Below are 14,245 nucleotides of genomic sequence, written 5' to 3'. Positions count from 1 at the left end.
AACACGGCTTTCGCTCACTGTTGCGAGGTGGCGTATATTACGCTTTCCTCTTTCAGAGTCAACCGTTTATTTTCAGGTTTTTCTCTTCAACCGAACCGGCTAGTTAATGTGAAGTGATTCACGTTTGCCGTCTCAGTGGGGTCGCATTATAGGGAGTTTCTCTCACCCCGCAACCCTTAAATGACAGAAAAATGACTGACTGCTGCAATCCCCAGCAGAACCCCGCCTTATACCAATTTACACACAGAGTTATCCACATCCTGGATCATTATTTCCCCTGTTCCTGTCATTCTGTCCCTTATATAGAGGGGGAAAATCCAAGGCTCGGTGGAAAGAAAAAAATTCGCGAGCGTTGCGCAAACGTTTTCGTTACAATGCTGCGGCAAAACAAGGATGCCCCATAAGGGGCGTTAGCTGAGTTTTTCCGCAAGAATTCACCTAACGCTCTCTGTAATAGTCAAATCCAGGGGATTTACCATGCAACAACGTCGTCCAGTCCGCCGCGCTCTGCTCAGTGTTTCTGACAAGGCCGGTATCATCGAGTTCGCCCAAGCACTTTCCGCACGCGGCGTGCAGCTGCTGTCTACAGGCGGCACCGCCCGTCTGTTAGCTGAGAAAGGCCTGCCGGTAACCGAAGTTTCCGATTACACCGGTTTCCCGGAAATGATGGATGGACGCGTCAAAACCCTGCATCCAAAAGTACACGGCGGCATCCTTGGTCGTCGTGGTCAGGACGATGCCATTATGGAACAGCACCATATCGAACCTATCGATATGGTGGTTGTTAACCTGTACCCGTTCGCTGAGACCGTTGCCCGCGACGGCTGCTCACTGGAAGATGCGGTCGAGAATATCGACATTGGCGGCCCAACGATGGTTCGCTCTGCGGCCAAGAACCACAAAGACGTGGCTATCGTGGTCAAGAGCAGCGACTACACCGCGATTATTAGTGAGATGGACGCGAACGACGGTTCACTCACCCTCAATACCCGCTTCGATCTCGCCATTAAAGCTTTTGAACACACCGCCGCCTACGACAGCATGATTGCCAACTACTTCGGCAGCATGGTTCCGGCCTATCACGGCGAAAGCAAAGAAGCCGCTGGCCGCTTCCCGCGCACCCTGAACCTGAACTTCATTAAGAAGCAGGATATGCGCTACGGCGAAAACAGCCACCAGCAAGCTGCCTTCTATATAGAAGAGAATGTTAAAGAAGCTTCCGTTGCCACTGCGACACAGGTTCAAGGCAAAGCGCTCTCTTATAACAACATCGCTGATACCGATGCGGCGCTGGAGTGCGTGAAAGAGTTCAACGAACCGGCCTGCGTTATCGTCAAGCACGCTAACCCGTGCGGCGTGGCTGTCAGCACCTCTATTCTTGACGCCTATGACCGCGCGTACAAAACCGATCCAACGTCTGCATTTGGCGGCATCATCGCATTTAACCGCGAGCTGGATGCTGAAACGGCACAGGCGATTATCTCCCGCCAGTTTGTCGAAGTGATCATCGCGCCGTCTGCAACAGAAGAAGCACTGAAGATCACCGCCGCCAAACAGAACGTTCGCGTCCTGACCTGTGGTCAGTGGGACAACCGCGTTGCCGGTCTGGACTTCAAGCGCGTGAACGGCGGTCTGTTGGTTCAGGATCGTGACCTGGGTATGGTCACCGAAGGCGAACTGCGTGTGGTTTCTAAACGCCAGCCGACCGAACAAGAGCTGCGTGATGCGCTGTTCTGCTGGAAAGTTGCGAAGTTCGTGAAATCCAACGCCATTGTTTACGCTAAAGAGAACATGACTATCGGGATAGGCGCAGGACAGATGAGCCGCGTTTACTCTGCGAAGATTGCCGGTATCAAAGCCGCCGATGAAGGTCTGGAAGTGAAAGGTTCCGCCATGGCATCCGATGCCTTCTTCCCGTTCCGCGATGGTATTGATGCCGCTGCCGCCGTCGGCGTGAGCTGCGTTATCCAGCCTGGCGGTTCTATCCGCGACGAAGAAGTGATTGCCGCAGCCGACGAACACGGCATTGCGATGATCTTCACCGACATGCGCCACTTCCGCCATTAATTCACGGAGCAGACGATGAAAGTATTAGTTATTGGCAACGGCGGGCGCGAGCACGCCCTGGCCTGGAAAGCAGTACAGTCGCCAAACGTCGAGACCGTTTTTGTGGCTCCGGGTAATGCGGGCACCGCGCTGGAGCCTGCATTGCAAAATGTGGCTATTGGCGTCACCGATATCCCGGCACTGCTGGCTTTTGCCCAGCGTGAGAACATTGACCTGACCATCGTTGGCCCGGAAGCGCCGCTGGTGATTGGCGTCGTCGATGCGTTCCGCGCAGCCGGCCTGAAAATCTTTGGCCCAACCGAAGGCGCTGCACAGCTTGAAGGCTCCAAAGCCTTCACCAAAGATTTCCTTGCCCGTCATAAGATCCCGACGGCGGAGTACCAGAATTTCACCGAAATCGAACCCGCGCTGGCTTACCTGCATGAGAAAGGCGCGCCGATCGTTATCAAAGCCGACGGTCTGGCTGCCGGTAAAGGCGTCATCGTGGCGATGACGCTTGAAGAAGCCGAAGCCGCCGTACACGATATGCTGGCTGGCAACGCATTTGGCGATGCGGGTCATCGCATCGTGATTGAAGAGTTCCTCGACGGTGAAGAAGCAAGCTTTATCGTGATGGTTGACGGCGAGCACGTTCTGCCGATGGCCACCAGCCAGGATCATAAGCGTGTCGGCAATGGCGATACCGGCCCGAACACTGGCGGGATGGGCGCATACTCTCCAGCGCCGGTTGTGACGGATGAAGTTCATCAGCGCACCATGGAATGGATCATCTGGCCAACCGTCAAAGGCATGGCGGCGGAAGGCAACACCTACACCGGCTTCCTGTATGCAGGTCTGATGATCGACAAGCAGGGCAATCCGAAGGTTATCGAATTTAACTGCCGCTTCGGCGATCCAGAAACTCAGCCGATCATGCTACGCATGAAATCGGATCTGGTCGATCTTTGCCTAGCCGCCTGCGACGGCAAGCTGGACGAGAAAACCTCTGAATGGGATGAGCGCGCTGCGCTCGGCGTGGTGATCGCCGCTGGCGGTTATCCGGGTGACTATCGCACCGGAGACGTTATCCACGGTCTGCCGCTGGAAGAAGCTGTCGACGGCAAAGTGTTCCACGCCGGAACCAAACTTGCCGATGATGAGCGCGTACTGACGAACGGCGGCCGCGTCCTTTGTTCTACTGCGCTGGGCCATACCGTTGCACAAGCACAGCAACGCGCGTACGCGTTAATGACCGATATCCACTGGGACGGCAGTTTTAGCCGTAACGACATCGGCTGGCGCGCTATCGAGCGCGAGCAAAGCTAACGGCTAAGCCTGACAATCATCTCCAGTTAACGGGTGGCTTCATTTTATGTTGCCGCCCGTTTTTTTGGCGCTGTCAGTAGACCTTAGAAGGTTTTTTCCGTCGGCTGCCAGGTACAGTAGTCCTGATTCGCCACCAGCAGGAGCTGAGAGCCTTCAGGCGCTTCCAGCCAGGCAATACTCACCTCTGCGCTTGAACGCTTCTGACGGCTGGCTATGTGCCCCAGTGCGCGGCTATCGAAATCAGGCTTCACCGTTTCCCCTTCACAGGTTGTCACGCTCTGGTCAGCATGCCAGCGGCCCTGACGTAACACCACTTTCCCCAGGCGCAGCGCGTCACTGGTTTGGCGGATCTGCTCAGCGCGATAGCGATACAGCGCAACCTGGTCACTGGAGAGCTGCTGCTTTTGCCCATCCACTTCCCGTTGCATAAAACTCAGCTCGCCGTTGCTGTCAAAACGGGCGCGGATATGTTCAGGGGGATGAGCGAAAATATTGAGTTCGATAAGTTGCAGTTTATCGCCCTGCCAGCGGTACTCGCTGGTTGAGGTGCTGCCGCTGTGCCACGGGCTGAAGGCGGACAACAGGCGCGTCTCGTCGCCGCTATCTTTACGCCAGATGCGCACGGCACCCTGCGTGTCAGCATAGCCGCTGGCGGTAAAAGGGGGTAATGCGTTGTTATGGCTACAAGCTGTCAGCAACAGTACGCCAGCCAGCCCCGATAATCGGCGCCAGATAAACGAAAGGGGCGAAGCCGCCCCTTCTTTAAAACTGTTCACTGCCACGCAATCTTACTTAACCGCGTCTTTCAGTGCTTTGCCTGAAACAAATGCCGGCACGTTAGCTGCGGCGATTTTGATTTCATTACCGGTCTGCGGGTTGCGGCCAGTACGCTCGGCGCGGTGGTTCACCTTAAAGGTACCGAAACCAACCAGTTGCACAGCATCACCTTCTTTCAGAGACTCAGTAATAGCAGCCAGGGTGGATTCCAGTGCAGCTTTTGCCTGGGTTTTAGACAGTTCAGCCTTGTCCGCAATTACATCAATCAGTTGAGTCTTGTTCATAAGTTATCCTTACAATGTGTTTATCGCTTGCTAAGCATCGAGTGCGACGGAAATGCCATAAAAGCACCCACCTGCATACACGCACCGATAGCCACTTTTTTTCGCCCTCCAAATGTAGACCAGACGGGGGGCAGATGTGAAGCCTTCAGGCGTGACAATTCAGGCGGTAAATCACGTTTTATTGTCTCATTGCTGAAAATTTATACCAATATTGCTCTCACCGGCTTCGCGGAGGTCCGCACGCAGACCTTTAATCAGTTCCAGGTCGCGTTCTTCACACTCGGCTAAAAGACGGAAAATCTCCCACTGAATGTCCCATTCTTGCTCAACGGCAGGGTTCAATTTCAGCTCTTCATCGGTCATTTCCTGACCTGCCTGGGTCATTTCCAGCATCGCCACGGTGGTAATAGAACACTTACTCACTTCAATGGCGTGTTCGAGCGTTTCACCACTTAAACGAGAGTGAATTAACTCACTCAATGCTACGCACGCATCGATTGCCGGATAGACGCCGTACAAATCATAGTCGTCAGCGACCGGAATCGCCTCTTCAAATTTCTCAAGCTGGCTGTCGAAATTGATTTTGGCATCTTTGACGGTCAGCGATTCCCAAACCAAATCGAGAATACGGCGATAAATTTGTCCATCCCCAAATTCCGTCTGCTTACAAAACATGGCGTAGTTAGGGTACATGCGCTCACACAGGCAAGCCATAAAAGTGACGTGCTGCCAGCTTTCCAGCTTCTCCAGGCGCAGATGAATCGGATTTTGTAACATGATGAGTTCTCAAATACGGAAATTAACCGCAGTTTACCCGATATGGGGCGTTTTGGCTTTAAGCCGCGTAAAAGCCGGTCGCCCGGATGCCACCGCATCCGCCCAGCGAGTAGGTTCAGGCAAGCGATAACCGTTCATGCAGCGCTGCACCCATTGCAGTGCGCTATCCATGCTTACGCGATGGCCGGTCGAAATAAATAACGGATTGCAGCGCACTTTGCTGCGCCAGACCCAGGCCAGCTGCTCACCTTTGTCCAACAGCGGCGCCAATGCGCCGGGTTCGGCGGCAAGCGGCTCAAACTTACCGCATAGCCGCTTTTTCGCCACGCCAATGGTGGGAACGTCCACCAGCAGGCCAAAATGGCTGGCGACGCCAAGACGACGCGGGTGGGAAATCCCGTGACCATCGACAAACAACAGATCGGGCTTTTGCGAAAGCTGCTGCCACGCCGCCATCAGCGCAGGCGTTTCGCGAAAAGAGAGGAAGCCGGGAATGTACGGCATGGTGGTGGCGACGCGCGCCACCTGGTACTCAACCAGCTCCAGCGAAGGGTAGGATAACAATACAATCGCCGCTCGCGTCACTTCACCACCCTGCTCAAAGCCGACATCAGCCCCGCCGATCAACGCCGGCGGATCGTTGTTAAAGCGATCCTCGCGGATCACCGATGAAGCCAGTTCAAGCTGCTGCGCGCGTAGCGATGCGAGATCCATATTGATTCCTTAGCGGTGGTATTGTGCCGACAGGCGGTGTACCGCCTCCACAAAGACGCCAGCGTGTTCCGGCGGCACATCCTGATGGATGCCGTGGCCGAGGTTAAAGACATGGCCTTCGCCCTCGCCGAAACCGGCAAGAATCGTCGAGACTTCTTCTTCAATGCGCGGTGCCGGCGCGTACAGCATGGACGGATCCATATTGCCCTGCAGCGCGACCTTGTGGCCTACACGACGACGCGCGTCGGCGATATCCGTAGTCCAGTCGAGGCCCAGCGCATCGCAGCCGGTTTCCGCCATCGCTTCCAGCCACTGGCCGCCACCTTTGGTGAACAGCGTCACCGGCACGCGACGACCGTCGTTTTCACGTAGCAGGCCATCAACGATTTTGTGCATGTAGTACAGCGAGAACTGCTGATAGTCACGCCCGGTCAGCACACCGCCCCAGGTATCGAAAATCATCACCGACTGCGCGCCCGCTTTAATTTGCGCGTTCAGGTACAACGTGACGCTCTGCGCCAGCTTGTCGAGCAGCAGATGCAGCGATTTTGGATCGGCATACATCATCTTTTTAATCACGGTAAAGGCTTTGCTGCTACCACCTTCCACCATATAGGTCGCCAGCGTCCACGGGCTGCCGGAGAAGCCAATCAGCGGCACTTCGCCTTTCAGTTCACGACGAATAGTACGCACCGCATTCATGACGTAACCCAGCTCGCCTTCCGGGTCAGGAATCGGCAGCTTTTCTACGTCAGCTTTGCTGGTGATAGGTGAGGTAAACCGCGGGCCTTCCCCGGTTTCGAAATAGAGTCCTAACCCCATCGCATCCGGGATAGTCAGGATATCGGAGAAGAGGATCGCCGCATCAAGCGGATAGCGGCGCAGCGGCTGCAGCGTCACTTCACAGGCCAGCTCGGCGTTTTTACACAGCGACATAAAATCGCCCGCCTGAGCGCGGGTGGCTTTATACTCCGGCAAATAGCGGCCAGCCTGGCGCATCATCCATACCGGGGTGACATCAACGGGCTGGCGCAGCAGCGCACGCAGATAACGATCGTTCTTCAGTTCGGTCATTTTACATTCCTTTAGCGTTGATGCGCTCATTGTAACATGTCACTCATATTCGGCCCGACACATTGCCACGGTATCTTCTATCAAACGGCGCGCAACGGTACCCGGCGGCGGGAGAAGCGGTAAATCGTCGTAGCGATACCAGTTCGCGTTGAGCAGCTCTTTCGGGTCAATGACGATATCGCCGCTGTCATACTCGGCCATATAGGCGGTCATCAGCGACTGCGGGAACGGCCACGGCTGTGAGGTCACGTAGCGCAGATTCTTCACCTTGATACCGCTCTCTTCCATCACCTCGCGCGCCACCGCCTGCTCCAGCGTTTCGCCTACCTCAACAAAGCCCGCGAGCACAGTATGTACGCCGTTACGATGGCGAACGTGCTGCGCAAGCAGAATCGAATCATCACGACGAATGGCGACAATAATGCAGGGCGCGATTTGCGGATAGTAGCGTTCGCGGCAGTGGCTACAGAGCATCGCCCATTCGGTTTTGCTCGGATGCATGGTGTGGCCGCAGTAACCGCAGAATTTGTGCGAACGGTAGAACTCGGTTAGCTGTACACCACGCCCGGCAAGCTGGAACAGACCGACATCCTGGTCGAGAACCTGACGCACCGACCCCATGTCGTGGCGACGTTGTTGCTGTACCAGCCACACCGGCAGATTGTCCCATTCACCAATGTGCAGCGCGCGCTGCCCCACAAGATCGAAATTAACCGCTTCGCCGCAGGGTATTTCTCCACCAGGCAGCCATAATTTTTGTTCGTGGCTGACTATCCACCAACCGCGATCCCATTTTTCAATTATACGATCCATATCTCTTGCGCAACCTTTGCTTCACAGGCATGTTGTTAACATTATGATTACATAATGACGTGAGCAGAATTTAATCTTACCGATGCGGGGTCAACTTATGTTAAACCAGTTAGAAAGTCTAAAAGAGCGTATTCATGGACACCACAAACTGGTCGACCGCTGGCTGAATATTCGTAAGCACCTGCTCGTGGCGTACTACGATTTGGTTGGCCTTAAGCCTGGCAAAGAATCGTTTATGCGGCTTAATGAAAAAGCGCTCGATAACTTTTGCCAGCGGCTGGTCGACTATCTGTCTGCCGGTCATTTCAGTATTTATGAACGCATTATCCATAAAATGGAAGGCGAGAGTCCGCTTTTAAACGCCACCAAAATCTGGCCACAGCTGGACGCAAATACCCAACTGATTATGGATTTCTACGATTCGACGCTGGAAAACGCCATTGACCAGGACAACGTTTCTCAATTTCAGCAGGCGCTTTCTGATATTGGTGAAGCGTTAGAGGCCCGTTTCCGGCTGGAAGATCAGTTAATCATGCTGGCCTTTAAGACGCTTAACGAAGGCGAATTCAAACGCCCGGCTTGAGATTTAATGTATTAACGCGTAGTTTACAATCATTACCTCTGATAATCAGAGGTCGCTTCTTGTCGGAGTGCCCAGTGTGTAAGCACGGGCTGAGACCGTTAATTCGGGATCCGCGGAACCTGATCAGGTTAAGACCTGCGAAGGGAACAAGAGTTAATCTTCAGTTGCATCGCCCATGGGCGATCTTCCCTCTTGCTTCATCCGTCGTCTGACAAGCCATATCCTTACTTTTTTCTGGAATGAGCTATGTCTGCCACTACTAAACCATCCCGCCGCGAACAGCGCGCCCAGGCCCAACACTTTATCGATACCCTGGAAGGAACCGCCTTCCCTAACTCAAAACGCATTTACATTACCGGTTCACGGCCGGATATCCGTATTCCGATGCGTGAAATCCAGCTTAGCCCCACGCTGATTGGCGGCTCGAAAGAGACCCCGCAGTATGAAGAAAATGAAGCTGTGCCGGTCTATGATACCTCCGGCCCATACGGCGACCCGCAGGTGGCGATTAACGTCCAGCAGGGTCTGGCAAAGCTGCGCCAGCCGTGGATTGTTGCGCGCGACGATAGCGAAGAGTTAGACGACCGTAGCTCAGCCTATACCAAAGAACGTCTGGCCGATGACGGACTTGATGAGCTGCGTTTTACCGGGTTACTCACGCCAAAACGGGCCAAAGCTGGGCGCTGCGTCACCCAGCTACACTACGCGCGCCAGGGGATCGTCACCCCGGAAATGGAGTTTATCGCCATCCGCGAAAACATGGGCCGCGAGCGTATCCGCAGCGAAGTTTTACGCCACCAGCACCCGGGAATGAGCTTTGGTGCCAGCCTGCCTGAAAATATCACCCCGGAATTCGTGCGCGATGAAGTGGCCGCCGGACGCGCCATCATTCCTGCCAATATCAATCACCCGGAATCAGAACCGATGATTATCGGGCGTAATTTCCTCGTCAAAGTTAACGCGAATATCGGCAACTCGGCGGTCACCTCCTCCATCGAAGAAGAAGTGGAAAAACTGGTGTGGTCGACGCGTTGGGGCGCAGATACGGTGATGGATTTGTCCACCGGACGCTACATTCACGAAACCCGCGAATGGATCCTGCGTAACAGCCCGGTGCCAATCGGTACGGTGCCGATCTACCAGGCGCTGGAGAAGGTCAACGGGATCGCCGAAGATCTGACCTGGGAAGCGTTCCGCGATACGCTGCTGGAGCAGGCCGAACAGGGCGTGGACTATTTCACCATTCACGCAGGCGTACTGCTGCGCTACGTGCCGATGACCGCGAAACGTCTGACCGGCATTGTTTCACGCGGCGGCTCGATTATGGCGAAATGGTGCCTCTCTCATCACAAAGAAAACTTCCTGTTTGAGCACTTCCGCGAAATCTGTGAAATTTGCGCCGCTTATGACGTTTCCCTGTCGCTGGGCGATGGTCTGCGTCCGGGTTCCATTCAGGATGCCAACGACGAAGCGCAATTCTCCGAGCTGCATACGCTAGGTGAACTCACCAAAATCGCCTGGGAGTACGATGTGCAGGTGATGATTGAAGGCCCGGGCCACGTGCCGATGCAGATGATTAAGCGCAACATGACCGAGGAGCTGGAGCACTGTCATGAAGCGCCGTTCTACACCTTAGGGCCGTTGACCACCGATATTGCGCCGGGCTATGACCACTTCACCTCCGGGATTGGCGCCGCAATGATTGGCTGGTTTGGCTGTGCGATGCTGTGCTACGTCACCCCAAAAGAGCACCTCGGCCTGCCAAACAAAGACGATGTGAAGCAAGGGCTGATTACCTACAAGATTGCCGCTCATGCCGCCGATTTAGCCAAAGGCCATCCAGGCGCGCAGATCCGCGACAACGCCATGTCAAAAGCGCGCTTCGAATTCCGCTGGGAAGACCAGTTCAACCTGGCGCTTGATCCCTTCACCGCTCGCGCCTACCACGATGAAACCCTGCCGCAGGAATCCGGCAAAGTGGCCCACTTCTGCTCAATGTGCGGGCCAAAATTCTGCTCGATGAAGATCAGCCAGGAGGTGCGCGACTACGCTGCCGCGCAAACCATTGAAGTGGGAATGGCGGATATGTCGGAAAACTTCCGCGCCAAAGGTGGCGAGATCTACCTGAAAAAGGAGGAAGCCTGATGTATCAGCCTGAATTCCCGACGGTACCTTTTCGCTTAGGGCTATACCCGGTCGTTGACAGCGTGCAGTGGATTGAACGCCTGCTGGCAGCGGGCGTGCGTACAATCCAGCTGCGAATCAAAGACAAGCGTGATGAAGAGGTCGAAGCCGACGTGATTGCCGCCATTGAACTGGGGCGTCGTTATGACGCCCGCCTGTTTATCAATGACTACTGGCGACTGGCGATTAAGCACCACGCCTACGGCGTACATCTTGGGCAAGAAGATCTCGAAACCACCGATCTGCAAGCGATTCAGGCGGCCGGGTTACGCCTGGGGGTTTCCACCCATGATGATATGGAGATCGACGTGGCGCTCGCCGCTCGCCCGTCCTATATCGCACTGGGGCACGTTTTCCCGACGCAAACCAAGCAGATGCCTTCCGCGCCGCAGGGGCTGACGCAACTGGCGAATCACATTGAACGTCTCGCCGACTACCCGACCGTCGCCATTGGCGGTATCAGCCTTGCGCGCGCACCAGCGGTACTGGCGACCGGCGTGGGCAGCATTGCCGTGGTCAGCGCTATCACTCAGGCCGTTGACTGGCGTGAAGCCACGTCACAGCTGCTTTCAATCGCGGGAGTGGGCGATGAATGATCGCGACTTTATGCGCTATAGCCGCCAGATTTTACTGGGTGATATCGCGATTGAAGGACAGCAAAAGCTGCTCGCAAGCCACGTGCTGATTGTCGGTTTAGGGGGATTAGGCTCTCCCGCCGCGCTGTATCTGGCTGGTGCCGGGGTGGGGACATTGACGCTCGCCGACGATGACGACGTGCACCTGAGTAACCTACAGCGGCAGATTATCTTCACAACCGATGACGTTGCCCGCCCAAAATCTCAGGTTACACAGCAGCGGCTATCCCGACTCAACCCGGATATCGAGCTGGTGGCGCTCAAGCAACGGCTGGCGGGCGATGCCCTCAAACATGCGGTAGCGCGTGCCGATGTGGTGCTTGATTGTACCGACAACATGGCGACGCGTCAGGCGATCAACGCCGCCTGCGTGGCATCCGACACACCGCTTATCACCGCCAGCGCCGTCGGTTTTGGCGGCCAGTTAATGGTGCTGACGCCGCCGTGGGAGCAAGGCTGCTATCGCTGCTTATGGCCGGACGATGCGGAGCCAGAACGAAACTGCCGCACCGCGGGCATTATTGGCCCGGTCGTCGGCATTATGGGGACATTGCAGGCGCTGGAAGCCATCAAGCTCCTCAGCGGTATTGAAAGCCCTGGCGGCGAATTACGCTTGTTTGATGGTAAAACCAGCCAATGGCGCGGACTGGCGTTACGCCGCGCCCTCGGCTGCCCGGTATGCGGAGGGCGGCATGCAGATCCAGTTTAATGATGAGCTTATCCAGTGTGCCGAAGGACAAAGCGTCAGCGCACTGCTCGCTGAGCTTGGGCAGCTAAAACCCGGCACAGCGCTGGCGCTGAATCAACAAATCCTGCCGCGTGAGCGGTGGGAACAGCAAATCGTACAGGCAGGCGACCAGATCCTGCTTTTCCAGGTCATTGCGGGAGGTTGATATGTTACGTATAGCCGACAAAACGTTTGATTCACATCTGTTCACCGGCACCGGAAAATTTGCCTCCCCTCAACTGATGGTGGAGGCCATTCGCGCCTCCGGCAGCCAACTGGTGACGCTGGCGATGAAGCGCGTGGATTTACGCCATCACAACGACGCTATCCTGGCGCCGTTGATCGACGCGGGAGTCACGCTGTTGCCGAATACCTCCGGCGCAAAAACGGCAGAAGAAGCCATCTTTGCGGCACAGCTCGCACGTGAAGCGCTGGGCACGCACTGGCTGAAGCTAGAAATTCATCCCGATGCCCGCTGGCTGTTGCCAGACCCTATCGAAACGCTGAAGGCCGCCGAAGCGCTGGTGAAGCAGGGTTTTGTGGTGCTGCCCTATTGCGGCGCGGATCCGGTGCTGTGTAAGCGGCTGGAAGAAGTGGGCTGTGCGGCGGTGATGCCGCTCGGCGCGCCCATTGGCTCGAATCAGGGCCTGGAAACTCGCGCCATGCTGGAGATTATTATTCAGCAGGCCACCGTGCCGGTGGTGGTGGATGCAGGGATCGGTGTGCCCAGTCATGCCACGCAGGCGCTGGAAATGGGGGCCGATGCGGTGCTGGTGAACACGGCGATTGCCGTAGCCGACGACCCGGTGATGATGGCGACGGCGTTCCGGCTGGCGGTGGAAGCGGGACTTCTGGCGCGTCGGGCCGTACCGGGTGCGCGCAGCAGGCAGGCTAACGCCACCAGCCCGCTAACCGGATTCCTGGAGGCCTTAGTATGAAAACGTTCAGCGATCGCTGGCGTCAGCTTGAGTGGGACGATATCCGTCTGCGAATTAACGGCAAAACGGCGGCCGACGTCGAGCGAGCACTCAACGCCTCATCGTTAAGCCGTGATGACCTGATGGCCCTGCTCTCACCTGCGGCGGCTGATTATCTGGAGCCGCTGGCACAGCGGGCGCAAAAACTGACCCGCCAGCGCTTTGGTAACACGGTCAGTTTTTACGTCCCGCTGTATCTCTCAAATCTGTGTGCGAACGACTGCACTTACTGCGGTTTCTCCATGAGCAACCGTATTAAGCGCAAGACGCTGGACGAAAGCGAAATCCGTCGCGAATGCGAGGCCATCCGGGCATTGGGCTTTGAGCATTTGCTGTTGGTTACCGGCGAGCATCAAGCCAAAGTCGGCATGGATTACTTCCGTCGCCATCTGCCGGAGATTCGCCGCCAGTTCGCCTCGTTGCATGTGGAAGTGCAGCCGCTGGCAATGGAGGAGTATGCCGAGTTAAAAACGCTGGGGCTTGATGGCGTGATGGTGTACCAGGAGACCTACCACGAAGGCATGTACGCGCAGCACCATCTGAAGGGGAAAAAGCAGGATTTTTTATGGCGTCTTGATACGCCTGACCGCCTGGGTCAGGCGGGCATTGATAAAATCGGTCTCGGCGCGCTGATTGGGCTTTCGGATAGCTGGCGGGTGGATTGCTTTATGGTCGCCGAGCATCTGCTGTGGCTTCAGCAGCATTACTGGCAAAGTCGCTACTCCATCTCGTTCCCGCGCTTACGTCCGTGCGCTGGCGGAATTGAACCGGCGTCACTGATGGATGAACGGCAGTTGGTACAGGTTATCTGCGCTTTTCGCCTGTTCTCACCGGACACCGAACTATCCCTTTCTACCCGCGAGTCACCATGGTTTCGCGACAACGTGATTCCGCTAGCCATCAACAATGTCAGCGCCTTCTCAAAAACGCAGCCCGGGGGTTATGCCGACAATCATCCTGAGCTGGAACAATTTGCCCCACACGATGGACGCACGCCGGTTGAAGTTGCCAGCGCATTGATGGCGCGGGGATTACAGCCGGTCTGGAAGGATTGGGATAGCTGGTTGGGACGCGCTTCGCAGCATTAATGCAAATTGAGTCATGTCGATAAATTGGCCGGAAAGTGGCTCGCAGAGTGAAATGGCGAGTATTGCTCACGGCAATTATCTTCCTTACGCTGCGTTGGTCGGCCATGGTGCTGACCAGGGCAGCGTTTCTTCCTCTGTTGCCCTGCCCAATCTCGATGGATGATATTTTCATATCAATAAGATTTTTCTAGCGATTTAATCTAAAGGTGCAGATTAAATACTCATATTATATTCGGTAAC

Annotated in this window: 16 protein-coding genes and 1 riboswitch; of the genes, 10 read left to right on the top strand and 6 right to left on the bottom strand. The window is 55.7% G+C overall.

The genetic code is table 11. From position 1 onward, the window contains the following. The first annotated feature begins 477 nt into the window (after positions 1-477). Together purH and purD are read left to right on the top strand one after the other, a co-directional pair. Positions 478-2,067 carry a bifunctional phosphoribosylaminoimidazolecarboxamide formyltransferase/IMP cyclohydrolase gene (purH, locus tag ACIPDS_RS21455; protein ID WP_400740244.1) on the top strand — a complete coding sequence of 530 codons (1,590 nt, stop codon included), beginning with the start codon at positions 478-480 and terminating at the stop codon, positions 2,065-2,067. Positions 2,068-2,082: 15 nt separating this feature from the next. Beyond that, the gene (gene purD, locus ACIPDS_RS21450) at positions 2,083-3,372 is read left to right on the top strand and encodes a phosphoribosylamine--glycine ligase (RefSeq protein ID WP_400740242.1); all 1,290 of its coding nucleotides are present in this window, start codon (positions 2,083-2,085) and stop codon (positions 3,370-3,372) included. An 83-nt stretch (positions 3,373-3,455) separates the two neighbouring features. On the opposite strand, the gene ACIPDS_RS21445 is transcribed toward purD, so the two are convergent. From ACIPDS_RS21445 to nudC, 6 genes are all read right to left on the bottom strand, one after another. Continuing rightward, positions 3,456-4,148, bottom strand: a complete 693-nt coding sequence (locus ACIPDS_RS21445) for a DUF1481 domain-containing protein (RefSeq protein ID WP_400740246.1) — start codon at positions 4,146-4,148, stop codon at positions 3,456-3,458. A 12-nt stretch (positions 4,149-4,160) separates the two neighbouring features. Continuing rightward, positions 4,161-4,433 (bottom strand): nucleoid-associated protein HU-alpha, encoded by a 273-nt coding sequence (gene hupA, locus ACIPDS_RS21440; RefSeq protein ID WP_061284714.1) that lies wholly within the window; start codon positions 4,431-4,433, stop codon positions 4,161-4,163. A gap of 186 nt (positions 4,434-4,619) precedes the next feature. Continuing rightward, positions 4,620-5,210 carry a YjaG family protein gene (locus tag ACIPDS_RS21435; RefSeq protein WP_166517285.1) on the bottom strand — a complete coding sequence of 197 codons (591 nt, stop codon included), beginning with the start codon at positions 5,208-5,210 and terminating at the stop codon, positions 4,620-4,622. Between the two features lie 33 nt (positions 5,211-5,243). Then, the gene (nfi, locus tag ACIPDS_RS21430) at positions 5,244-5,924 is read right to left on the bottom strand and encodes a deoxyribonuclease V (protein ID WP_400740238.1); all 681 of its coding nucleotides are present in this window, start codon (positions 5,922-5,924) and stop codon (positions 5,244-5,246) included. A gap of 9 nt (positions 5,925-5,933) precedes the next feature. Further along, positions 5,934-6,998, bottom strand: coding sequence for a uroporphyrinogen decarboxylase (hemE, locus tag ACIPDS_RS21425; protein WP_400740235.1), 1,065 nt, complete (start codon positions 6,996-6,998; stop codon positions 5,934-5,936). A 39-nt stretch (positions 6,999-7,037) separates the two neighbouring features. After that, a complete protein-coding gene (gene nudC / locus ACIPDS_RS21420) occupies positions 7,038-7,811 on the bottom strand; it encodes an NAD(+) diphosphatase (RefSeq protein ID WP_166517288.1) in 774 nt (257 codons plus the stop codon). Between the two features lie 97 nt (positions 7,812-7,908). Between nudC and rsd the strand changes: the two genes are divergently transcribed. The 8 genes from rsd (at position 7,909) to ACIPDS_RS21380 (ending at position 14,168) form a co-directional block, all read left to right on the top strand. After that, the gene (gene rsd / locus ACIPDS_RS21415; protein WP_166517289.1) at positions 7,909-8,394 is read left to right on the top strand and encodes a sigma D regulator; all 486 of its coding nucleotides are present in this window, start codon (positions 7,909-7,911) and stop codon (positions 8,392-8,394) included. Positions 8,395-8,447: 53 nt separating this feature from the next. Next, positions 8,448-8,557: riboswitch (TPP riboswitch) on the top strand. Between the two features lie 83 nt (positions 8,558-8,640). After that, positions 8,641-10,539, top strand: coding sequence for a phosphomethylpyrimidine synthase ThiC (gene thiC / locus ACIPDS_RS21410; RefSeq protein WP_400740230.1), 1,899 nt, complete (start codon positions 8,641-8,643; stop codon positions 10,537-10,539). Further along, positions 10,539-11,174 (top strand): thiamine phosphate synthase, encoded by a 636-nt coding sequence (thiE, locus tag ACIPDS_RS21405; protein WP_400740227.1) that lies wholly within the window; start codon positions 10,539-10,541, stop codon positions 11,172-11,174. Before thiC ends, thiE begins: the two co-directional genes overlap by 1 nt. Next, the gene (thiF, locus tag ACIPDS_RS21400; protein ID WP_400740224.1) at positions 11,167-11,922 is read left to right on the top strand and encodes a thiazole biosynthesis adenylyltransferase ThiF; all 756 of its coding nucleotides are present in this window, start codon (positions 11,167-11,169) and stop codon (positions 11,920-11,922) included. Before thiE ends, thiF begins: the two co-directional genes overlap by 8 nt. Beyond that, on the top strand, positions 11,906-12,106 hold the full coding sequence (gene thiS, locus ACIPDS_RS21395) for a sulfur carrier protein ThiS (RefSeq protein WP_400740221.1): 201 nt from the start codon (positions 11,906-11,908) through the stop codon (positions 12,104-12,106). Before thiF ends, thiS begins: the two co-directional genes overlap by 17 nt. A gap of 1 nt (position 12,107) precedes the next feature. Then, positions 12,108-12,878, top strand: coding sequence for a thiazole synthase (gene thiG / locus ACIPDS_RS21390; protein ID WP_166517294.1), 771 nt, complete (start codon positions 12,108-12,110; stop codon positions 12,876-12,878). Further along, on the top strand, positions 12,875-14,005 hold the full coding sequence (gene thiH, locus ACIPDS_RS21385; protein ID WP_400740217.1) for a 2-iminoacetate synthase ThiH: 1,131 nt from the start codon (positions 12,875-12,877) through the stop codon (positions 14,003-14,005). Before thiG ends, thiH begins: the two co-directional genes overlap by 4 nt. A 13-nt stretch (positions 14,006-14,018) precedes the next feature. Beyond that, positions 14,019-14,168 (top strand): hypothetical protein, encoded by a 150-nt coding sequence (locus ACIPDS_RS21380; RefSeq protein ID WP_400740215.1) that lies wholly within the window; start codon positions 14,019-14,021, stop codon positions 14,166-14,168. Positions 14,169-14,245 lie beyond the last annotated feature (77 nt).

Origin of the sequence: Kluyvera sp. NPDC087067 (assembly GCF_044745165.1) — a bacterium.
Taxonomy (GTDB): Bacteria; Pseudomonadota; Gammaproteobacteria; order Enterobacterales; family Enterobacteriaceae; genus Kluyvera.
This window is presented reverse-complemented; position numbering and strand designations above follow the sequence as displayed.